This window comes from Falsiroseomonas sp. CW058 (assembly GCF_050563535.1).
In the GTDB taxonomy this organism is placed as follows: Bacteria; Pseudomonadota; Alphaproteobacteria; order Acetobacterales; family Acetobacteraceae; genus Falsiroseomonas.
This window is the reverse complement of record NZ_JBNXUO010000006.1, coordinates 17857-37817: the sequence shown is the minus strand read 5'-3', so window position 1 is coordinate 37817 and position 19961 is coordinate 17857. Positions and strand designations below refer to the sequence as shown.

The 19961-nt window shown below is 73.8% G+C and carries 17 protein-coding genes and 1 tRNA gene; 11 read left to right on the top strand and 7 right to left on the bottom strand.

Annotation, left to right across the window (positions count from 1 at the left end; translation table 11 throughout):
- Nucleotides 1-57: 57 nt before the first annotated feature.
- The 3 genes from ACK8OX_RS07040 to ACK8OX_RS07030 are packed head-to-tail and all read left to right on the top strand — an operon-like array spanning nucleotide 58 to nucleotide 3175.
- On the top strand, nucleotides 58-759 hold the full coding sequence (locus ACK8OX_RS07040) for a creatininase family protein (protein ID WP_430663239.1): 702 nt from the start codon (nucleotides 58-60) through the stop codon (nucleotides 757-759).
- Nucleotides 756-1775, top strand: a complete 1020-nt coding sequence (locus ACK8OX_RS07035) for a ketopantoate reductase family protein (protein ID WP_430663238.1) — start codon at nucleotides 756-758, stop codon at nucleotides 1773-1775. Before ACK8OX_RS07040 ends, ACK8OX_RS07035 begins: the two co-directional genes overlap by 4 nt.
- Nucleotides 1772-3175 carry a M20/M25/M40 family metallo-hydrolase gene (locus ACK8OX_RS07030; protein WP_430663237.1) on the top strand — a complete coding sequence of 468 codons (1404 nt, stop codon included), beginning with the start codon at nucleotides 1772-1774 and terminating at the stop codon, nucleotides 3173-3175. The genes ACK8OX_RS07035 and ACK8OX_RS07030 overlap by 4 nt, the downstream gene beginning before the upstream one ends.
- A gap of 12 nt (nucleotides 3176-3187) precedes the next feature.
- Here ACK8OX_RS07030 and ACK8OX_RS07025 read toward each other — a convergent pair whose 3' ends face one another.
- Together ACK8OX_RS07025 and ACK8OX_RS07020 are read right to left on the bottom strand one after the other, a co-directional pair.
- The gene (locus ACK8OX_RS07025; RefSeq protein WP_430663236.1) at nucleotides 3188-4822 is read right to left on the bottom strand and encodes an alpha-D-glucose phosphate-specific phosphoglucomutase; all 1635 of its coding nucleotides are present in this window, start codon (nucleotides 4820-4822) and stop codon (nucleotides 3188-3190) included.
- A 123-nt stretch (nucleotides 4823-4945) separates the two neighbouring features.
- Nucleotides 4946-5407 carry a RidA family protein gene (locus ACK8OX_RS07020; RefSeq protein WP_430663235.1) on the bottom strand — a complete coding sequence of 154 codons (462 nt, stop codon included), beginning with the start codon at nucleotides 5405-5407 and terminating at the stop codon, nucleotides 4946-4948.
- Between the two features lie 122 nt (nucleotides 5408-5529).
- Here ACK8OX_RS07020 and ACK8OX_RS07015 point away from each other — a divergent pair, with 122 nt between their 5' ends.
- Together ACK8OX_RS07015 and ACK8OX_RS07010 are read left to right on the top strand one after the other, a co-directional pair.
- On the top strand, nucleotides 5530-7032 hold the full coding sequence (locus tag ACK8OX_RS07015; RefSeq protein ID WP_430663234.1) for a class I adenylate-forming enzyme family protein: 1503 nt from the start codon (nucleotides 5530-5532) through the stop codon (nucleotides 7030-7032).
- Complete coding sequence (locus ACK8OX_RS07010; RefSeq protein WP_430663233.1) at nucleotides 7029-7802, top strand: fumarylacetoacetate hydrolase family protein; 774 nt, start codon at nucleotides 7029-7031, stop codon at nucleotides 7800-7802. Before ACK8OX_RS07015 ends, ACK8OX_RS07010 begins: the two co-directional genes overlap by 4 nt.
- Nucleotides 7803-7823: 21 nt before the next feature.
- On the opposite strand, the gene ACK8OX_RS07005 is transcribed toward ACK8OX_RS07010, so the two are convergent.
- Both ACK8OX_RS07005 and ACK8OX_RS07000 read right to left on the bottom strand, forming a co-directional pair.
- A complete protein-coding gene (locus tag ACK8OX_RS07005; protein ID WP_430663232.1) occupies nucleotides 7824-8804 on the bottom strand; it encodes a 2-dehydropantoate 2-reductase in 981 nt (326 codons plus the stop codon).
- Nucleotides 8801-10324, bottom strand: a complete 1524-nt coding sequence (locus ACK8OX_RS07000; protein ID WP_430663231.1) for an acyl--CoA ligase — start codon at nucleotides 10322-10324, stop codon at nucleotides 8801-8803. The genes ACK8OX_RS07005 and ACK8OX_RS07000 overlap by 4 nt, the downstream gene beginning before the upstream one ends.
- A 186-nt stretch (nucleotides 10325-10510) precedes the next feature.
- On the opposite strand from ACK8OX_RS07000, the gene ACK8OX_RS06995 reads away from it, so the two are divergent.
- On the top strand, nucleotides 10511-14419 hold the full coding sequence (locus tag ACK8OX_RS06995) for a PAS domain-containing protein (RefSeq protein WP_430663230.1): 3909 nt from the start codon (nucleotides 10511-10513) through the stop codon (nucleotides 14417-14419).
- A gap of 101 nt (nucleotides 14420-14520) precedes the next feature.
- Nucleotides 14521-15045: an N-acetyltransferase family protein gene (locus ACK8OX_RS06990; RefSeq protein WP_430663229.1), complete on the top strand. Its 525-nt coding sequence runs from the start codon at nucleotides 14521-14523 to the stop codon at nucleotides 15043-15045.
- Between the two features lie 31 nt (nucleotides 15046-15076).
- Here ACK8OX_RS06990 and ACK8OX_RS06985 read toward each other — a convergent pair whose 3' ends face one another.
- The 3 genes from ACK8OX_RS06985 to ACK8OX_RS06975 all read right to left on the bottom strand — a co-directional run bounded on the left by ACK8OX_RS06985 (nucleotide 15077) and on the right by ACK8OX_RS06975 (nucleotide 17984).
- Nucleotides 15077-15589 carry a VOC family protein gene (locus ACK8OX_RS06985; RefSeq protein WP_430663228.1) on the bottom strand — a complete coding sequence of 171 codons (513 nt, stop codon included), beginning with the start codon at nucleotides 15587-15589 and terminating at the stop codon, nucleotides 15077-15079.
- 272 nt (nucleotides 15590-15861) lie between these two features.
- A complete protein-coding gene (rpoH, locus tag ACK8OX_RS06980; protein WP_430663227.1) occupies nucleotides 15862-16746 on the bottom strand; it encodes an RNA polymerase sigma factor RpoH in 885 nt (294 codons plus the stop codon).
- 281 nt (nucleotides 16747-17027) lie between these two features.
- Nucleotides 17028-17984, bottom strand: a complete 957-nt coding sequence (locus tag ACK8OX_RS06975; protein WP_430663226.1) for an RluA family pseudouridine synthase — start codon at nucleotides 17982-17984, stop codon at nucleotides 17028-17030.
- Here ACK8OX_RS06975 and ACK8OX_RS06970 point away from each other — a divergent pair.
- From ACK8OX_RS06970 to ACK8OX_RS06955, 4 genes are all read left to right on the top strand, one after another.
- Nucleotides 17983-18324, top strand: a complete 342-nt coding sequence (locus tag ACK8OX_RS06970; RefSeq protein WP_430663225.1) for a DUF6476 family protein — start codon at nucleotides 17983-17985, stop codon at nucleotides 18322-18324. The genes ACK8OX_RS06975 and ACK8OX_RS06970 overlap by 2 nt on opposite strands.
- Before the next feature lie 8 nt (nucleotides 18325-18332).
- Nucleotides 18333-18524 (top strand): DUF2256 domain-containing protein, encoded by a 192-nt coding sequence (locus tag ACK8OX_RS06965; RefSeq protein WP_430663224.1) that lies wholly within the window; start codon nucleotides 18333-18335, stop codon nucleotides 18522-18524.
- Nucleotides 18525-18544: 20 nt separating this feature from the next.
- Nucleotides 18545-18620, top strand: a tRNA-Glu gene (locus ACK8OX_RS06960).
- A 483-nt stretch (nucleotides 18621-19103) separates the two neighbouring features.
- Complete coding sequence (locus tag ACK8OX_RS06955; protein WP_430663223.1) at nucleotides 19104-19958, top strand: metalloregulator ArsR/SmtB family transcription factor; 855 nt, start codon at nucleotides 19104-19106, stop codon at nucleotides 19956-19958.
- Nucleotides 19959-19961: the final 3 nt, after the last annotated feature.

The following is a 19961-nucleotide window of genomic DNA, read 5'->3' as shown; positions in this document are numbered from 1 at the left end:
GCGAAAGGACAGGAGGCCGCGCACCCGCCCGGCGGGCCGCGCGGCCGGCATGACACGATGCGGATCACCGACAGCAACTGGATGGACGTCGAGGCCTTCCTCCGCCGCGACGACCGATGCGTCCTGCCCTTCGGCAGCACCGAACAGCACGCGCAGCTCTCGCTCTGCGTCGATGCGATCCTGGCGGAACGCGTGGCGGTGGAAGCCGCCGCGCCGCTCGGCGTGCCGGTCTACCCGGCGATGCCCTTCGGCCTCGCGCCCTATTTCGCGGCCTTCCCCGGCAGCGTCAGCCTGCGGGTCGAAACCCTGCTGGCCGTCGCGCGTGACCTGATCGACAGCGTCGCGCGCGCGGGCTTCCGCCGCATCCTCATCGTCAACGGCCACGGCGGCAACGCCCCGGTCGGCGCGCTGGCGCAGCAGATGATGACGGAACGGCCGGAGCTCTCGATCAGGTTCCACAACTGGTACAACGCGCCCCGCACCTGGGCCGCGGCGATGGCGGCCGACCCGTCGGCCAGCCATGGCAACTGGTTCGAGAACTTCCCCTGGACGCGGCTTGCCCATGCGCCGGCGCCGGAAGGCCGCAAGCCGGCGGTGGACACCGCGCTGATGAAGGCATCCCCGCCCGCGCGGGTGCGGGAAATGCTCGGCGACGGCTCCTTCGGTGGGCCGTGGCAGATGCCGGATGCGGCGACGCAGGCGATCTGGCAGGCGGGCGTCGAGGAAACCCGCGCGGCGCTGGAAGGGCCCTGGCCATGACGGACCCGATCCTGGTCTGGGGCGCCGGCGCCATCGGCGGCACGCTCGGCGCCCACTGGGCGCGCGCGGGACATGACGTGTTGCTGGTGGACACCGTCGCCGACCATGTCGAGGCCTGCCGCACCACCGGCCTGTCCATCTTCGGACCCGTGGCGGAGTTCACGCAGGTGGTGCCTGCCGTCACGCCGGCCGAGCTGACCGGCACCTTCTCCCGCATCGTCCTCGCGGTGAAGGCGCAGGCCACGCGGGACGCGCTGCCGATGCTCGCGCCGCATCTCTCGCCCGGCGGCTTCGTGCTGTCCGCGCAGAACGGCCTGAACGAGATCGAGATCGCGGAAGCGGTGGGCGCGGAGCGCACCATGGGCTGCTTCGTCAACTTCGGCGCGGACTGGCACGGGCCGGGCCGCATCCTCTACGGCAACCGCGGCGCGTTGGTGGTGGGCGAGATCGACGGCACCATCCGCGACCGCACGCGCGCGATGTTCGACCTGGCGCGCGGGTTCGAGCCGGATGCGGTGCTGACCACCGATGTCTGGGCCTATCTCTGGGGCAAGATGGCCTATGGCGCCATGCTGTTCGCCACCGCGCTGAACCACGACAGCATGACGGAGAACTTCGCCGACCCCGCGCGCATGCCCGCCTGGCTCGCGCTCGGGCGGGAAGTCACGGCCACCGCCATCGCCCGCGGCGTGACGCCGCGCGGCTTCGGCGGCTTCGATCCCATGGCCTTCGCGCCCGGCCGCGCGGAGGCCGATGGCATCCGCATCGTCGAATGGCTGCGGGACTACACCGCTGTCGGCGCCAAGACCCATTCCGGCATCTGGCGCGACCTGGCGGTGCGCAAGCGCAAGACCGAAGCCGCATCGCAGCTGAACATCGTGCCGAAGCTCGCGGCGCAGCTCGGCATCGCCACCCCCGCGCTTTCCGCCGTCGGCCGCCTGATCGCCGATATCGAGGATGGCCGGCGCGAGCAGTCGCCCGCGACCTTCCGCGCCCTGTTGGACGCCCTGCCGTGACCGACCCCGTGCTGTCGCACCTCCTCTCCGACCGCGAGGGGTTCGTCACGCGGCTGCGCGACCTGGTCGCCTGCCCTTCCGTCTCCACCGACCCGGGCTACCGGGATGGCATGGCGGCGGCGCGGCGCTGGCTCATCGCGCGGCTCGACAGGCTCGGCTTCCACGACGCGCGGGAGATCGGGGCCGGCGGCCACCCGGCCGTCACCGCGCATTGGCACGGGGCGGGGCCGGCGCAGCCGACGCTGCTGGTCTATGGCCATTACGACGTGCAGCCGCCGGACCCCGCCGAGGCCTGGGCCTCGCCCCCCTTCGAGCTGACCGCGCGCAACGGCCGCCTCCATGCCCGCGGCGTGTCGGACGACAAGGGCCCGATGCTGCTCGCGGTGGAAACGCTCGGCGCCTTCCTCGCCGCGGAAGGCCGTCTGCCGGTCAACGTCACGCTGCTGCTGGAGGGCGAGGAGGAGATGGGCTCGGCCTCCCTCCCCGCCATCCTGCGCGCGCATCGCGGCGCGCTGGCGGCGGATGCGGTGCTGTCGGCCGATGGCGCACGCTGGCGGGCCGACCTGCCCACGATGACGGTCGCGACCCGCGGTAACACGGCGATGGAATTCTCGGTCCGCACCGCGGCGAAGGACCTCCATTCCGGCCGCTACGGCGGCGTCGCCCGCAACGCCCTGCACGAGATGGCGCGGCTCGTCGCCTCGCTGCACGATGCGGAGGGCAACATCGCGGTCGCGGGCTTCGCCGACGGCGCGACCCCGCCTTCGGATGCGGACCGCGCGATGCTCGGCGCCATCCCCTTTGACGTCGCCGCGCATGACGCCTCGATCGGCACGTCGAGCGGCCTGTCCACGCCCGGTTTCCTCGAACGGCTCTGGCTGCGCCCGACGCTCGACGCCAACGGGATGTGGGGCGGCTACACCGGCGCGGGCGGCAAGACCGTGATCCCGGCGGAGGCGCATGCGAAGCTGTCGATGCGCCTGGTGCCGGGCCAGGACCCCGCGCGCTGCGTCGAGGCGGTGGCCGCGCATCTGCGCGCCCATTGCCCGCCCGGCGTCGAACTGGCGATCCGCCCGACGCGGGACGGCACGCGCGCCTATGCCGTGCCGGAGGCCCACCCGCTGCTGCTGGCCGCGGAAGGCGCGCTGGAGGCCACCGTCGGCACCAAGCCCCTGCGCGTCCGCATGGGCGCGACGCTGCCGCTGACCGACATCGTGCGCGGGCTGCTCGGCATCGACACGGTGATGTTCAGCTTCGCCACGGCCGATGAGGACTTCCACGCGCCGAACGAGAACTGGCGCGAATCCGCTATCGCCGAGGGGTTCGCCGCCTGGGTCGCGCTGATCCGCCGCTGCGGCGCCCTGACCCGCGCCGACCTGGCGCCCTTCCGCCGCGCCTGACGACCGCCCGCCTCAGGTGACGATCGAGGGGGCGTCCCGCCCGGTGTGCCGCGCGATCTCCGCCACTTCCGCGGCCGCGGCGATGACCGGCGCCAGCACCTCCTGCACGGGCAGGTCGTGGCGCGACGCGTCCGGCTCGTAGCGTTCGAGGTAGACGCGCAGCGTGGCGCCCGCCGTGCCGGTGCCGGACAGGCGGAAGACGGCGCGCGCATCCTCGGCGAAGGTGATGCGCACGCCCTGGTGCGCGGTCACCGATCCATCGACCGGGTCGGCATAGGCGAAGTCGTCGCAGGCCGCGACGGTCAGCCCCGCCAGGCGCCGGCCCGGCAGCGCCGCGAGCCGGCCGCGCAGCCCGGCCATCAGCGCGTCGGCGCGCTCCGTCTCCACCTCCTCGTAGTCGTGGCGGCTGTAGTAGTCGCGCCCGAAGCTCGCCCAGTGGTCCCGCACCAGCAGGTCGGCCCGCCGGCCGGTGGCGGCGATGATGTTGAGCCAGAGCAGCACGGCCCAGAGCCCGTCCTTCTCCCGCACATGGCTGGACCCCGTCCCGGCGCTCTCCTCGCCGCAAAGGGTGATCTGCCCGGCGTCGAGAAGGTTGGCGAAGAACTTCCAGCCCGTCGGCGTCTCGTGGCAGCCGATGCCGAGGCGCCGCGCCACGCGGTCCACCGCCCGGCTCGTCGGCATCGACCGCGCCACCCCCGCCAGCCCGGCGGCATAGCCCGGCGCGCGATGGGCGTGCGCCGCCAGGATCGCCAGGCTGTCGCTCGGCGTCACGAACAGGCCGGGCGCGACGATCATGTTGCGGTCGCCGTCGCCGTCCGACGCCGCGCCGAAATCCGGCGCGCCCGGCCCCTGCATCAGCGCCATCAGCTCCGCCGCATGCACCGGGTTGGGGTCGGGGTGGTGGCCGCCGAAATCGGGCAGCGGCTCGGCATTCGCCACCGTGCCGGCCGGCGCGCCGAGCCGCCCTTCCAGGATGGCCTTCGCATAGGGGCCCGTCACCGCGCTCATCGCGTCGAAGCGCATGCGGAAGCCGCGGCGGAACATCGCAGCGATGGCATCGAAATCGACCAGCCGCTCCATCATCGCGGCATAGTCCGCCACGGGGTCGAGGACCGTCACCTCCATCGCGCCGAGCCGCGTGCCCCCCACCCGCCCGAGATCGAGGTCCGGCGCGTCCAGCACGCGGTATTCGGCCATCGCGGAAGCGCGGCGGAACACCTCCCCCGTGAAGGATTCCGGCGCGGGCCCGCCATGCGCCATGTTGAACTTGATGCCGAAATCCCCTTCCGGCCCGCCGGGATTGTGGCTGGCCGAGAGGATGATGCCGCCGAGCGCGCCGTTGATGCGGATGAGGTTCGACGCCGCCGGGGTGGACAGCAGCCCGTCCCGCCCGACCAGCACGCGCCCCAGCCCGTTCGCCGCCGCCATGCGCAGCGCGACCTGCACGACCTCGCGGTTCAGGAAGCGGCCGTCGCCGCCCAGCACCAGCGTCGCGCCCCGTCGCGCCTCGCCCAGCGCGTGGAGGATGGCCTGCAGGAAGTTCTCGACATAGTTCGGCTGGCGGAAGACGGGGACCTTCTTGCGAAGGCCGGAGGTGCCGGGCTTCTGGTCGGCATAGGGCGTCGTCGTGACGCGACGGATCTGCATTCCTGTCCTCGCTCCCTTTCGGCCGCGCATCCGGCGGGGCGCCAGCCTCGCATGGGTCCGCGCATCGCGGCCAGGGCCGCGCCGGCGAAACGAAGCGCGCGGGCCGCGGCCCGGTTCCGCGCATCAGCCGCGCAGCAGCACCACCGCCTCGATCTCCACCGCGATGCCGCGCGGCAGGCTGCCCATGCCGACCGCCGAACGCGCGGGGCGCCCCGCATCGCCGAACACCTCGACGAGGAGGTCGGTGCAGCCGTTGATCACCTCCGGCTGGTCGCCGAAATCGGGCGTCGCGCGGACCATGCCCAGCACCTTCAGCACGGTGTCCACGCGGTCGAGCGTGCCGAGCGCGCCGCGCATGTTGGCCAGCAGGTTGAGCCCGCAGAGCCGCGCGGCCTCGTATCCCTCCGCCACCGTCAGCCCGGCGCCGAGGACGCCGGTGATGGCGCCGCCATCCGCGCGCCGCGGCCCGACCCCCGACAGGAACAGCAGCCCGCCCCCGATGCGCCAGGGCACGTAGTTGGCCAGCGGCGCGGGAGGCGATGGCAGCTCGATCCCGAGTTCGGCCAGGCGACGATCGGCGGACATGCGGCGCTCTCCCCTTTGCGGCCGGGCACTGTGCCGCAGCCGCCGCGCGGGACCAAGGCTTGCCGCCTCGCCCGCGCCGGGGCGAGGATGCGGCCCGCCGACAGACCGGGACCGATCCGCCGATGAACATCGCCGATGCGCTGGCCCACCATGTCCGGGCGCGGCCCGAACAGGCCGCCGTGCTCGCCGGCGAACGCGTGCTGCGCTACGGCGAGCTGGACGGCGCCGTCCGGCGCTGGGCCGCGCACCTGCTGGCCTGCGGCGCGCGCCGGGGCGAGGTGATGGGCGTTGCGCTCCGCGACTCGATCGAGCATCTCCTCGCGCTCTATGCTGGCGCGCGGCTCGGCGCGGTGCTGCTGCCGATGGACTGGCGCTGGACGGAGGCGGAGAAGGTCGCCGTCGCCGGGCATTTCGGCGCGCGGCTGGTGCTGGCGGAACCCGACGCCCCGGCCCTTCCCGGTCATGCCTGCCTGGCCGTGGACGAAGCCTTCCTGGCCGCCTGCGACGCCGCGCCGGAGGACACGGATTTCCCCGAAGGCGCGGGTTGCGCGGCGATGCCGCTGCTGCTCTCGCTCTCCTCGGGCACGACGGGGCGGCCGAAGGGGCCGGTGCTGACGCATGGGCAGCTGCTGGCGCGGTTCTGGACGCACTGGATCGACATCGGCCTCAACTCCCGCCAGACCTACCTCTCGGCGACGCCGCTCTATTTCGGCGGCGGCCGCAGCTTCGCGATGTCGCAGCTGTTCAGCGGCGGGACGGTGGTGCTGTTCCCGCCGCCCTTCCGCCCGCATGAGCTGGTGGCGGAGGCGGAGCGGCGCGGCGCCACCGCCGCCTTCCTCGTGCCCACGCAGTTCCGCCGCCTGCTCGACCTGCCGGACGGGGCGCTGGAGCCGCTGCGGCGGATGCGCCTGCTGCTCTCCTCCGGCGCGCCGCTGCACCCGTGGGAACGGCGCGCGATCCGCGACCGGATCTGCGCCGGCTTCCACGAATACTACGGCTCCACGGAAGGCGGCGGCGTGTCGCTGCTGAAGCCCGGCGACGTCGACCGCCACGAGGACAGCGTCGGCCGCCCCGTCTTCGGCGTGGAGGTCGCGATCCTCGACGACGAGGACCGCCCCATGCCCGCGGGCGGGGTCGGGCGCATCGCCTATCGCGGGCCGGGCGTCTGCGGCGGCTTCTTCCGCGACCCGGACGCGGATGCGGAAGCCTTCCGCGGCGGCTGGTACCTGCCCGGCGACCTCGCCTCGGTGAACGAGGCCGGCTTCGTCTTCCTGAAGGGCCGCCGCAAGGACATGATCATCCGCGGCGGCGCCAACATCTACCCCGCCGAGGTCGAGGCCGTGCTGCTCGGCGATCCCGCGCTGTCGGACGCGGCTGTGCTGGGCTGGCCCTCGCAGGAGCTGGGCGAGGAGGTCGCCGCCTTCGTCGTGCCGCGCCCCGGCGCCGCGCCGCAGCCGGAAGAGCTGGTGGCGCGCTGCGCCGCGCGGCTCGCGCCCTACAAGGTGCCGCGCGGGGTCTTCGTGGTGGCGGAGCTGCCGCGCAACAGCGCGGGCAAGGTGCTGAAGACGGAACTCGCCGCACGGCTGCCGCCGCGCGAGGCGAGCCGGGGGGGAGACCGCCGATGACGCTCTGGATCCGCTTCCGCCGCGACGGCGCGGAAGGCTTCGGCACGCTCGAGGACGGGCGCGTGCAGCCGCATGAGGGCGACCTCTTCGCCGCGCCCCGCCCCGCCGGCGCCGCCTTCCCGCTGGCCGAGGCGACGCTGCTGGCGCCGGTGCGGCCGGGCGTCTTCATCGGGCTCTGGAACAACTTCCACGAGGCCGCGGCGAAGCAGGGCCTCGCCCGGCCCGAGACGCCGCTGTTCTTCCTCAAGTCGCCGCGCAGCGTCATCGGGCCCGACGCCCCCATCCCGATGCCGCCCGGCCATGCGGGCCGCGTGATCTACGAGGGCGAGCTCGGCCTGGTGATCGGCCGGCGCTGCAGGGACGCGTCGGAGGAGGAGGCGGCGGCGGCCATCTTCGGCCTGACCTGCGTGAACGACGTGACGGCGCTCGACACGCTCAACGCCGATCCCTCCTTCGCGCAATGGGCGCGCGCCAAGGGCTGCGACGGCTTCGGCCCCGTGGGACCGGCCATCGCCACGGGGCTCGACTGGCGGGGGCTGCGGGTGACGGTGGCGCTGAATGGCCGCGTCCGGCAGGACTACCCGGCCGCCGACATGATCCTTCCGCCCGCACGCATCGTCTCCCTCGTCTCGCGGGAGATGACGCTGGAGCCGGGCGACCTGATCGCCTGCGGCACCTCGCTCGGCGCGCTGCCGATGCGGCCGGGCACCGAGGTGGCGGTGACGATCGAGGGCATCGGCACGCTGCGGAACGTCTTCGCGCCGGGCTGAAGAAGGGTCGCTGAAGCAGGGTCAGGGGTAGCAGCCCGCCGCGCGGCCGCGCGCGCGCACCAGCGCCAGCACGGTGCGGCAGGTGGGCACCGGCGCCCCCACCAGCTCCGCCAGCTCCACCACCACGCCGAGCAGCGCGTCGATCTCCATCGGCCGGCCGCGTTCCAGGTCCTGCAGCATCGAGGTCCTGTGCGCGCCGACCTCCGCCGCGCCGGCGATGCGCTTGTCGACATCGATGCCGAAGCGCACGCCCAGCCGCTGCCCGACCTCCTGCGCCTCCAGCATCATGTCGCGCGCGACGCCGCGCTGCGCCGGGTCGGCCGTCAGCACGTCGAGCGTCGCCGTGGTCAGCGCGCTGATCGGGTTGAAGGCCAGGTTGCCCCACAGCTTCACCCAGATCTCGTCGCGGATGCGCGGGCGCACCGGCGCCTTGAAGCCGGCGGCGATCAGCGCCTCGGACAGCGCGGCGACGCGCGGCGTGCGCGTGCCGTCGGGCTCGCCGAGCGTGAAGCGGTCGCCGTAGGTGTGCTCGATGACGCCAGGCGCCGCCACCTCGGCCGCGGGGTAGACGATGCAGCCGATGGCGCGCGACGGCGCGAGCAGCTCGCTCACCACCCCGCCGGGGTCCACGCTTTCGACGCGGCGGTCCTCGTGCGGGCCGGGCAGCCTGTGGAAATACCACCAGGGGATGCCGTTGACGGCGGAGACCACCGCCGTCTCCGGCCCGAGCAGCGGCTGCATCTGGCGCGCGGCGCCGGGCAGCGAATGCGCCTTCAGCGTGACGACGACGTAGTCCTGCGCCCCCGCCTCCTCCGCGGTCGCGACGCAGCGGGGCCGCACCGTGATCTCCTGCCCCTCGCTGCGCAGCGTCAGGCCGCGCGCCTGCATCGCCTCCAGGTGCGGGCCGCGCGCGATGACCGTGACCTCCGCATCGCCCTTGGCGGCGAGCCTCGCCGCCATCAGCCCGCCGATCGCGCCGGCGCCGAAGACGCAGAGCCTCATGCCGTGATCCCCAGCTTCTCCGCCAGCCCGATGCGCATGAGCTTGCCGGTCGCGCCCTTCGGGATCTCGGGCACGAAGACCACCCGGCGCGGCACCTTGAAATCCGCCAGGTGGGTCGCCGCGAAGTCGCGCAGCTCGCGCTCGGTCAGTTCCATGCCCTCGCGCAGCACCACGGCGGCGCCGACCTCCTCGCCGAGCCTGGCGTGCGGGATCGCGAAGCACAGCACCTGCGCCACCGCCGGATGCCCGCTCAGCACGCCGTCGACCTCGAGCGGGCTCACCTTCTCCCCGCCGCGGTTGATCAGTTCCTTCAGCCGTCCCGTCAGCATCAGGAAGCCGTCCTCGTCGAACATCCCCTGGTCGCCGGTGCGGAACCAGCCATCGGTGAAGGCCTTGGCGTTGGCCTCCGGGTTCGCCTCGTAGCCCTTCGTGACATTGGGGCCGCGGATCACCACCTCGCCGATCGCGCCGCGCGGCAGGATGGCGCCGTCCTCGCCCATGACCGCGACCTCCGGCCCTGCCGGCAGCCCGACCTTGCCGGGCTTGCGCGGCCCGGCGAGCGGGTTGGAGCACATCTGGTGCGACGCCTCCGTCATGCCGTAGCTCTCGACCAGCGGCGCGCCGAACACCTTCTCCATCTGCTCCATCACCGGCCCGGGCAGCGAGGCGGAGGAGGAGCGGATGAAGCGCAGCCGCACCCGCTCGATGACCTCCCGGTTGCGCTCGGCGCGCGCCAGGATCGCCTGGTGCATGGTCGGCACGGCGGTGAACCAGGTCGGCCGTTCCTCCTCCATCCAGCGGAAGAAGCGCAGCGCGTCGAAGCCCGGCGTGCAGACCACCGACGCCCCGGCGCCGAGCGAGGCGAGCACGGCGGCGATCAGCCCGTGGATGTGGAACAGCGGCATGACGTTGAGGCAGGCATCGGCGGGCCCCAGCGCCAGCGTCGCCCCGATGTTGCGGGCCGAGGCGGTGACGTTGCCATGCGTCAGCGGCACGATCTTCGGCCGCGCCGTGGTGCCGGAGGTGTGCAGCACCAGCGCCACGTCGTCCTCCGCCGCGTCGCCGGGGCGGGCCGCGGCGCCGGCCGCGCCGCCTTCCAGCGTGAAGGCGCCCGCGCCCGCCGCCGCGTCCGGCGCCACCTCGATCACCGCGACGCCAAGCTTCGCGGCCGCGGCGCGCGCCGGCGTGTCCCAGCCCTTCGCGACCAGAAGCGCCTTCGCCTTCAGGTCCTCGATGTAGAACTCGAACTCCTCCTGCCGGTAGGCGGGGTTCAGCGGCGCGGTGGTGGCGGCGCAGGCCGCCGCGACGAAGACCGCCGCCATCTCCGGCCCGTTCGGCAGCACGATCGCCACCCGGTCGCCGCGGCCGATGCCCCGGCCATTCAGCGCCGCGACGGTGCGCGCCGCAAGGTCCCGCAGCGCGCCATGGGTCAGCGGTGCCCGCCCCTCGACGGCGCGGATCGCGGGCCGCGCGGCGTCGCCCGCCGACAGAAGTGCCGAGATGGTGCGCTCGCCGGCCATGCGTCTCTCCCGTGTCCCCGGCGACCCTATCGGCACCGGCACGGCTGCGGAAGGGCGTTGGCCGCGGCGGGGCGGCGCGGGGGCGGCGCGATCACCGTCCCGTGATCGACGGCCGGGGATACGGGGCGGGACCGCCGGCCTATAGGGATGGGTTTCCGCAGCTTCCAGGCCCGTCCCCGCCGATCCATGACCAACGTCACGCCGCAGGCGGACAGGGCCGCGGCCCGCAACGCCCGGGGGCGCGCCCCGGGGCGCGCCCCGCCCCCGCCCGGCCGACCGATCTTCTGGCACCTGGCGCTGTTCGGCGCGGCGCTGGCCGCCACCGTGCTCGCCCTCGCGGCCGGGCTGGGCTGGACCTACCTGACGGGGGAGAGGGCGCGGCTGCACCGCATGGCGGGCGAGACGGCGGCGACGGCGGCGGCCGCGCTGGACCGCGACCTCGGCGGGCTGGTGGACGCGATCGGCGTGCTGTCCCTCGCGCCCTCCCTCCAGGACGGGGACCTTCCCCATTTCGACGGCCTGGCGCGCGGCGTGCGGGACATGCTCGGCGTGAACGTGGTCCTGCGCGACGTCGAGGGCACGCAGCTGGTCAACACGCGGCTGCCGCGCGGCGCGCCCCTGCCCCGCATCGGCGCCCTCGACTCCGACCGCACCGTGCTCGCCACCGGCCGGCCCGACGTGTCGAACGTCATCACCGGCGCCGTCGCCCGCGCGCCGCTGTTCATGGTGAACGTGCCGGTCCGGCGCGATGGCGAGATCGCCTACCTGCTGAACCTCAGCACCCCGCTCGAACGCGTGCGCGACACGGTGGCGCGCGCGGGGCTCGCCCCGGGCTGGACGGTGGAGGTGGCGGACCGCAACGGGGTCCTGGTCGCCGCCCTGCCGCGCAGCACGACCGGCGCGGGCCAGCCGCTGCCGCCCGAGCTGCTGGCCCGCGCGACGGGCCCCGCCGGCAGCTGGGCCGGGTCGATCGGCGACGCATCGGAAGCCGTCATCGCCTGGCGCCGCACCGAGGTCGGCGACTGGCTCGTCCTGGCGAGCGCGCCGAACGCCACGCTGCACGGGCTGATGCAGCGCGTCGCCGCCGCCGCCGTGCTGCTCGCCATCCTGCTCGGCCTCCTCGTCACCGGCCTCGGCTGGTCCTTCGCGCGGCGCATCGCAGCCCCGATCGAACGCCTCGCCGCCATCGCCGCCGCGCCGGCGGGCGCGGGGGGCAGCCCCGGCCCGGCGCCCGGCCCGGTGCGCGAGGTCAACACCCTCGCCGCCGCGCTGCACGCCGCCTCGGCCGATCTCCGCGCGCGGGAGGCGGAGCTGGCGCGGGTGCTGGAGACGACGAGCGACGGCGTCTTCGCGCTGGCGCCGGACTGGCGCGTCACCTTCATGAACCGCCGCGCGATGGACCTCATTGCCGGCGGACGCGACGTCACCGGCCAGGTGCTGTGGGACGCCTTCCCGGAGGCGGTCGGCGGACGGTTCTGGAAGGCCTACACGCGCTGCATGGAGGAGCGCGCGCCGACCGAGGCGGAGGAGTTCTACGCCCCCCTCGGCCGGCTCTACGCCGCCCGGGCCTTTCCCGCCGAGGGCGGCGGCATCAGCGTGTTCTTCCGCGACGTCACCACGGAACGCGCCGCGGCCGACCGCCTGGCCGCGAGCGAGGCGCGGCTGCGCGCCATCCTCGACAACGTGCCGGTCGGCGTGGTGCTGGTGGAAGCGCCGTCCGGCCGCGTGCTGGTGGGCAACCGGCGCGTCGAGGAGATCATGCGCCATTCCGTCCTGCCCTCGCCGGACATCGCGGCCTATCGCGACTGGGAGGGCTACCACCCCGATGGCCGCCGGGTGGAGAGCCACGACTACCCGGGCGCCCGGGCCCTGGCGGGCGAGGACGCGCCCTCCCTCGTCCTCCATTACCTCAGGGGCGACGGCAGCCTCGCCTGGCTCCGCATCAACGGCGCGCCGATCCGCGATTCCGCCGGCACCATCACGGGTGCCGTGGTCGCGATCTCCGACATCGACGCCGAGCGCCGCGCGGCGGAGGCGCTGGCCGAGAGCGAGGCGCGGCTGCGCCTGGCCGCGGAACGGGTGCAGCTGGCGCTGGAAGCCGGCGCGATCATCGGCACATGGGACTGGGACCTCCAGGCGGATCGCATCACCGCCGACGACCGCTTCGCGCTGTCCTTCGGCCTCGATCCCGAACGCTGCCATGCGGGCCTCGGCAGCGAGGAGGTGGTCGCCTCGATCCATCCCGACGACCTGGCGCGGGTGCGCCGGACGCTGGACGAGGCCATCGCGCGCGGCGGCCCCTACAGCTGCGAGTACCGGGTCCGCCGGCAGGACGGCACCTATCGCTGGATCGAGGCGAATGGCCGCGTCACCCACGCGCCGGACGGCACGCCCGCGCGCTTCCCCGGCGTGCTGCTCGACGTCGAGGCGCGGCGCGCGACGGAAGCCGAGCGCGACCGCGCCGCCACCCTGCTCCGCACCTTCATCGAGGCGGTGCCCGGCGTGGTCTACGCCAAGGACCGCGACGGCCGCTTCCTGATCGCCAACGAGGGCACGGCACGGCTCATCGGCAAGCCGCCCGAGGCGTTCCTCGGCCGCACCGACGCCGATGTGCTGGACGACCCGCAGCAGGCCGCGGCGGTGATGGCGAATGACCGCCGCATCATGGAAGGCGGCAGGACCGAGCAGGTGGAGGAGGAGGTCAGCCTGCCCGACGGCACGCCCGCCGTATGGCTGTCCACCAAGGCCCCGTTGCGGGACGGCACGGGGCGCGTCATCGGCCTGATCGGCGCCTCCGTCGACATCACCGGGCGCAAGCACGCCGAGACCGTGCTGGCGCGATCGCGCGAGGAGCTGGAGCGCCTGGTGGAGGCGCGCACGCGCGAATTGCGGGAGAGCGAGGCGCGGCTGGCGCAGGCGGCGAAGATGGAATCGCTCGGCCGCCTCGCCGGCGGCATCGCGCATGACTTCAACAACGTGCTGCAGGCCGTGCAGGGCGGCGTATCGCTCGCGGCGAAGCGCATGGGGCGCGACCCGGCGGGGGCGCGGCACTTCCTGGAACTGGCGGCCGATGCGACGGAGCGCGGCGTCGCGGTCACCGGGCGGCTGCTCGCCTTCGCGCGGCGCGGGGAACTGACGGCCGCCCCCGTGCAGGCCGAGGCGCTGCTGCACGGCCTGGCGGAGATGCTGCGCCACACGATGGGGCCCACCGTCGCGGTGCGGGTGGAGGTGGCGCCGGATGTGCCGGCAATGATGGCCGATGCCGGGCAGCTCGAAGCCGTGCTGGTGAACCTGGCGAACAACGCGCGCGACGCGCTGCGCGACGGGCGCGGGACCATCCGGCTCTCGGCCGTCCCCGCGGCCGCCCCCGGCCCGGGGGTGCCGCCGCAGCTTCGCGCGGGCGGCTACCTGCGCCTCGACGTCGTCGACGACGGCGAGGGCATGGCGCCCGAGGTGCTGGCCCGCGTCACGGAGCCCTTCTTCACCACCAAGCCGCGCGGCAAGGGCACCGGGCTCGGCCTCGCCATGGCGCGCGGCTTCGCCGAGCAGTCGGGCGGCGCGCTGTCCATCGACAGCGCACCCGGCCGGGGCACCACCGTCTCGCTCTGGCTGCCCCGTGCCGCGGAGGCGGCCGAAGCCGCCGATGCGGGCGCCGCGGGGCAGCCCGCGCCGGTGGCGGCCGCACCGGCCGGCGCCGCGGTGCTGCTGGTGGACGACGAGCCGGCCGTGCGCAGCGTGCTCTCGGCCACGCTGGCCGATGCCGGGCACGGGGTGGAGGAGGCGCCGGACGCCGCGGCAGCCCTCGCCCTCATCGATGCCGGCCGCCCGGTGGAGGTGCTGGTGACCGACCTGTCGATGCCGGGCGGCATGGACGGGCTGGCGCTGCTGCGCGCGGCACGGTCGCGGCTGCCGGGCCTGCCGGCGGTGCTGGTGACCGGACATGCCGGCGACGCGATCGGCGATGCGCTCCGCACCGCCGCGGCGGACGGCCCCTTCGCCCTGCTGCACAAGCCCGCCTCGCCCGAGGCGGTCCGCGCCCAGGTGGCGGCGCTGCTGGCGGAACGGCGCGGCGCGGCGTCACCCCCGCCCGGGTGACCGCGGCGGCCGGCCGCGCCGCGCCTTTCCTCGACGAGTGGACGGGATGTCCGGTTGCCGCGCCGGGTCGCGCCTGCGACCTTCGGGCGATGCACACGCCCGTGATCCGCGATTCCCGCGACGAGGACATCCCCGCCATCGCGGCCATCTACGGCCACTGGGTCACCCACGGCCTGGCCAGCTTCGAACTCGCGGAGCCCGGCGCCGCGGAGATGGCGGCGCGCCGGGCCGCGATCCTGGCGGGCGGCTTTCCCTACATCGTCGCGACGGATGCCGCGGGCCGGCTGCTCGGCTACGCCTACGCCAGCAGCTACCGTGCGCGGCCGGGCTACCGCTTCACGGTGGAGAACAGCATCTATGTTGCGCCCGATGCCGGCGGCCGCGGCACCGGCCGGGCGCTGCTGGCCATGCTGGTCGAGCGGTGCGAGGCGCTGGACTTCCGGCTGATGATCGCGGTGATCGGCGACAGCGCCAACGCCGCCTCCATCGGGCTGCACGCCGCCTGCGGCTTCGCCCATGCCGGCCTGCTGCCCGCCGTGGGCTGGAAGCACGGGCGGTGGGTGGACAGCGTGCTGATGACGCGGCCGCTCGGCCCGGGCGCGACCGCGCCGGCGCCGGGGGGCTGATCCCGACGGGCGCGGGTGCCGGGCCGGCCGTTCAGCCGGCCTCGGCCAGCAAAGCGCGAAGGTCCAGCCGGCGCGTGACCATGGCGAGGTTGCCCTCCGCGTCGCGCGGCCATTCCTCCGGCGCGCGGTCGCGGTACAGCTCGACGCCGTTGCCGTCCGGGTCGTGCAGGTACAGCGCCTCGGACACGCCGTGGTCGGAGGCGCCGTCCAGCGCGTAGCCGGCCTCGGCCAGCCGCTTCAGCACTCCCGCCAGCGCCCGGCGGTCGGGATAGAGGATCGCGACGTGGTAGAGGCCGGTCGTCCCCGGCCCCGGCGGGTGGCCGCCCGCGCTCTCCCAGGTGTTGAGGCCGATATGGTGGTGGTAGCCATCGGCCGAGAGGAAGACGGCCTGCTGCCCCATGCGCTGCTGCACCTCGAAGCCGAGCAGGTCGCGCCAGAAGGACAGCGCGCGTTCCATCTCGGACACCTTCAGGTGGACATGGCCGATTCGTGTGCCGGCCGGCGCGGCATAGGACCTTGTGGCGGCTTCTGGGCTGGCGGACATGGCGGTGCTCCCTTGGGTTCGTCCCGGAAACTGGGGCTGCGGCGGCCTTGCGTCCAATCGGCGGCGGGGATGCGTCCCATTGGCGGCGGTGATCGGCCCGGCGCCGCGGCGGGCTGCCCGCTTCCCGCTCGGCCCGGAAAAGCGGAACGCCCGGCGGAAGGTCCCGCCGGGCGTCCCTGCATCTCATCCCGCGGGCCTTCGCGTCAGCCCACCGCGAGCCTCCGCATCAGCCGACCGCGAGCCTCCGCATCAGCCGACCGCGAGCCTCCGCATCAGCCGACCGCGAGCCTCCGCTCGACGATCTGCGTCTTCATGCTCTTCTGCAGCTTCTCGAAGGCGCGGACCTCGATCTGGCGGACACGCTCGCGGCTGATGTTGTACTGCTGCGAGAGTTCCTCGAGCGTGGTCGGCTCGTCCTTCAGGCGCCGCTCGATCAGGATGTGGCGTTCCCGGTCGTTCAGCGTCTTCAGCGCCTCGCCCAGAAGCTGGCGGCGGTTGGTCATGTCCTGCCGCTCGGCGAGTTCGCTTTCCTGGCTCTCGGACTCGTCCACCAGCCAGTCCTGCCACTCGCCATCCGAGTCGGCGCGGACCGGCGCGTTCAGGCTGTTGTCCGGCGAGGCGAGGCGGCGGTTCATGCTCACCACGTCCTGCTCGGGCACCTGCAGCACGCGCGCGATCTTCTCGACCTGCTCGGGCTTCAGGTCCCCGTCCTCGAGCGCGGCCATCTGGCCCTTGAGGCGCCGGAGGTTGAAGAACAGCTTCTTCTGCGCCGCCGTTGTCCCCATCTTCACCAGCGACCAGCTGTGCAGGATGTATTCCTGGATGGCCGCGCGGATCCACCACATGGCGTAGGTCGCCAGGCGGAAGCCGCGGTCGGGGTCGAAGCGCTTGACGGCCTGCATCATGCCGACATTGCCTTCCGAGATCAGCTCACCCACCGGCAGGCCGTAGCCGCGGTAGCCCATGGCGATCTTGGCGACGAGGCGGAGATGCGAGGTGACGAGCTTGTGGGCGGCCTGTTCGTCGCCCTCGTCCTTCCACCGCTTCGAGAGGGAATACTCCTCCTCGGCGGTGAGCATCGGGAACTTGCGGATCTCCTGGAGGTAGCGGGAAAGGTTGCCCTCCGGGGCGATCGGGATGGACATGCTGGAAGCCATAGCGGGATCTGCCTCCTGCGCCGCCGGGTTCCCCCCGTGACGGCGGGGACCAATGCGGCCCTGATGGTCTGCCAACGCCTTCCGGGCCCTCCCGTGCCGCCCCCGCCCCGGTCACGACGGGGAGAGCGGCGGTCGGTGGTCCTGCCCTGGCATGGGGTTTGTGGCCGATGCGAGCCGCAGGACGGTTCAGCGGCACCCGAACGGCGCTGACGACGCGTCTTGTAGCGGATCGGAGGCGGAAGGTCCAGAAAAACCGACCTGCGAGGTTGGTTTACGTACGGTTACCGTCCAGCAACATGCCCGCCCGCGCCCGCCGCCAGCATGTCGATCAGCGCCTGCATGTCGGGCGGCGGAGGCGCCCGGAAGCTCAGCTTCTCCCGCGTGACGGGGTGCACGAATCCAAGGCTTTCCGCATGCAGCGCCTGCCGGGGGAAGGCCAGCAGCGCATCCCGCGCCGGCGCGGGAAGGCTGCGCGCTGCGGCCGGGGTGCGGCGGAGATAGACGGGGTCCCCCACCACGGGATGGCCGATATGGGCCAGGTGCACGCGGATCTGATGCGTCCGGCCCGTCCCCAGCCGGCAGCGGAGCAGCGCGGCCGCGGTGCCGAAGCCGCGCTCGGTCCGCCAGCGCGTCAGGGCCGGCTTGCCGCCCCGCGCGCCCCCCGCGCCCACCACCGCCATGCGCTTGCGGTCGGTGGCGTGCCGCCCGATCGCGGCCTCCACCACGCCTTCCGTCGCCGCCGGAAGGCCCCAGACCAGCGCCAGGTAGTCGCGATCCAGGTCGCGCTCCGCGAAGGCGGCCGACAGCTCGACATGCGCCCGCTCGGACTTCGCCACCACCATGACGCCGGAGGTGTCCTTGTCCAGCCGGTGTACGATCCCCGGCCGCGCCTCCCCGCCGATTCCCGTCAGTTCCTCCCCCGCATGGGCCAGCACGGCATTGACCAGCGTGCCGTCGAGGTTGCCCGGCGCGGGATGCACCACCAGCCCCGCCGGCTTGTCGATGACCAGCAGGTCCCGGTCCTCGAACAGGATGGCCAGCGGGATGGCCTGCGGCGCCGGCGCCGCGGGGGCGGGGCGCGGCAGCCGCAGCAGGTAGCGCGCCCCGGCGCGCACCGCCTCGGCGGGTTCGGTGAGCGGCACGCCGTCGCGGGTGGCGTGCCCCTCCTCGATCAACGCCTTGACCCGGGAGCGGGACAGGCCGCCTATCGCATCCGCCAGGAAGCGGTCGGCGCGCATGCCCGCCGCCTCCGGCGGCGCGGTGGCCTCGGCGGTGTCCTGGGGCGCGGGATCGGGGGAAGTCGTGCGGGCGCTCACTTGGATCGTCGTCGTGATGGGGGTGCTGATCGTGGCCGGCACCGTGACGCTGGTGGCGCTGCTCGTCCAGCGTTCCGGCGGCCGCGGCGAGTCGCCGCTGGCATTGCAGCACCTCGGCCAGCCAGCCGGGACGCGCATCCTCTCGGTCGGCGGCGCGGAGGGCCGAATCGCCGTGCTCGTCGCCCGCCCCGACGGCGAAAGGGTGCTGCTGGTGGACCCGGCGCGCGGCCGCGTGGTGGGCGAGCTGCGGGCGAGCGAGTGAGCCCCGCCATGGCGCACCGCAAGCCCAGCCTGCCCGAGAAGCCCTGCGCCACTTGCGGCCGCCCCTTCGCCTGGCGCCGCAAATGGGCGCGGGACTGGGACCAGGTGCGCCATTGCAGCGACGCCTGCCGGGAAGGCCGTTATGCCCGCGCGCGAAAAACCCCGCCGGGGCGGCTTGATCCGGGAGGCCAGGGGCGATAGATACCCGGCCTCGCGTCTGGGTCCCCTTCGTCTAGAGGCCTAGGACACCGCCCTCTCACGGCGGTAACAGGGGTTCGAATCCCCTAGGGGACGCCAACCTTTTCAAGGGTTGGCACGCATTGGGCGGCATGGCTCGATCATCAGCTCGATCAACGTGTTGCGCGGCAGCCTTGGGGACGCCGCATGCTCGCCCGCCAGGGCGTTTCGGGCGTGGCCATTCAGGGTTCGCCGCAGCAGGCCAGGGGGCACCTCCCTCTAAGGACGCGCCCGGGGATCGGTCCTGGGCTCCGGGCCATCGGAGGGCGGCGTCGGCGCGCTCATGCCCGAACGGGGCGACGGCGGGGTCGCGGAGTACCACGGAACAGGCAGGCGATGGTGTTCATCGACCAGCCATCCGCGAATTCGACGACCTCCTGCTCGACCTTGGCGAAGGCGACCCCGCGCAACCCCTTCGCACCTTCGGACGTGTCTTGCCCGTACCGCAGGAACCGCTCTCGCAAGGCATCCGTGGCGAGCGCCGGGCAGCATCCGTGACCGAGGCTTCATCCTGCGGCAGCATGTTTCGACCATACTGGAACCATGGCGGCCAATGACATCGCGTCCGGATTCATGGCTCTGGGTCAGGGCACCCGGCTCGACCTGATGCGGGCCCTGCTGGCGGCTGGTCCCTCCGGCCTGTCGGCGGGGGAGATCGCGACGCGGCTCGGCGTGCCGGCCTCCACCCTGTCCTTCCACCTCCGCACCTTGGAGGAGGCCGGCCTGGTCGCGCCGACGCGGCATGGGCGCAGCCTAGTCTATGCCGCGCAGGTCGCGCGGCTGCGCGACCTCGTCGCCTTCCTCGCCGAGGCCTGCTGCGGCGGCGACCCCGCGCGCTGCGGCGACATCCACCGCCTGTTCGACATCGATGGGGAGACCGCCCGGATGGAGAAGCCCGCCTTCAACGTGCTGTTCCTCTGCACCCGTAACTCCGCCCGTTCGATCATGGGCGAGGCCATCCTGAACCGCATCGGGGAGGGGCGCTTCCACGCCTTCTCGGCCGGCTCGGCACCGTCCGAAAGCGGCCCGCTGCCGGAGGTGCTGGCCCAGCTCAAGGCGCTTGGCCACGACGTCTCGGCGCTGCGGTCGAAGTCGTGGGAGGCGTTCACCGGTCCGGGCGCCCCGCGCATCGACTTCGTCATCGCGCTCTGCGACACGCTGGCGGGCCAAGCCTGCCCCGATTTCGGCGAGACGGTGATCACCGCCGCCTGGCCGCTGCCGGACCCTGCGAAGTTCACCGGCAGCGCGGCGGAGCGGGCGACGCTGCTGAACGAGCTCTACGCGGCGCTGCACCGCCGCCTCGGCATCTTCAACAGCCTGCCCTTCGCCTCGCTCGACCGCATGGCGCTGAAGGCGCGGTTGGACGAGTTGGCCGATCCGCACGCGATGGCGCGGTAGAAG

Excerpts from the sequence above, each read along its gene's own strand:
- ACK8OX_RS07040 (WP_430663239.1), top strand. The coding sequence starts at position 58 with ATGCGGATCACCGACAGCAACTGGATGGACGTCGAGGCCTTCCTCCGC.
- ACK8OX_RS07035 (WP_430663238.1), top strand. The coding sequence starts at position 756 with ATGACGGACCCGATCCTGGTCTGGGGCGCCGGCGCCATCGGCGGCACG.
- ACK8OX_RS07025 (WP_430663236.1), bottom strand. The coding sequence starts at position 4,822 with ATGCAGATCCGTCGCGTCACGACGACGCCCTATGCCGACCAGAAGCCC.
- ACK8OX_RS07020 (WP_430663235.1), bottom strand. The coding sequence starts at position 5,407 with ATGTCCGCCGATCGTCGCCTGGCCGAACTCGGGATCGAGCTGCCATCG.
- ACK8OX_RS07015 (WP_430663234.1), top strand. The coding sequence starts at position 5,530 with ATGAACATCGCCGATGCGCTGGCCCACCATGTCCGGGCGCGGCCCGAA.
- ACK8OX_RS07010 (WP_430663233.1), top strand. The coding sequence starts at position 7,029 with ATGACGCTCTGGATCCGCTTCCGCCGCGACGGCGCGGAAGGCTTCGGC.
- ACK8OX_RS07005 (WP_430663232.1), bottom strand. The coding sequence starts at position 8,804 with ATGAGGCTCTGCGTCTTCGGCGCCGGCGCGATCGGCGGGCTGATGGCG.
- ACK8OX_RS07000 (WP_430663231.1), bottom strand. The coding sequence starts at position 10,324 with ATGGCCGGCGAGCGCACCATCTCGGCACTTCTGTCGGCGGGCGACGCC.
- ACK8OX_RS06995 (WP_430663230.1), top strand. The coding sequence starts at position 10,511 with ATGACCAACGTCACGCCGCAGGCGGACAGGGCCGCGGCCCGCAACGCC.
- ACK8OX_RS06985 (WP_430663228.1), bottom strand. The coding sequence starts at position 15,589 with ATGTCCGCCAGCCCAGAAGCCGCCACAAGGTCCTATGCCGCGCCGGCC.
- rpoH (WP_430663227.1), bottom strand. The coding sequence starts at position 16,746 with ATGGCTTCCAGCATGTCCATCCCGATCGCCCCGGAGGGCAACCTTTCC.
- ACK8OX_RS06970 (WP_430663225.1), top strand. The coding sequence starts at position 17,983 with ATGCCCGCCGCCTCCGGCGGCGCGGTGGCCTCGGCGGTGTCCTGGGGC.
- ACK8OX_RS06975 (WP_430663226.1), bottom strand. The coding sequence starts at position 17,984 with ATGCGCGCCGACCGCTTCCTGGCGGATGCGATAGGCGGCCTGTCCCGC.
- ACK8OX_RS06965 (WP_430663224.1), top strand. The coding sequence starts at position 18,333 with ATGGCGCACCGCAAGCCCAGCCTGCCCGAGAAGCCCTGCGCCACTTGC.
- ACK8OX_RS06955 (WP_430663223.1), top strand. The coding sequence starts at position 19,104 with ATGGCGGCCAATGACATCGCGTCCGGATTCATGGCTCTGGGTCAGGGC.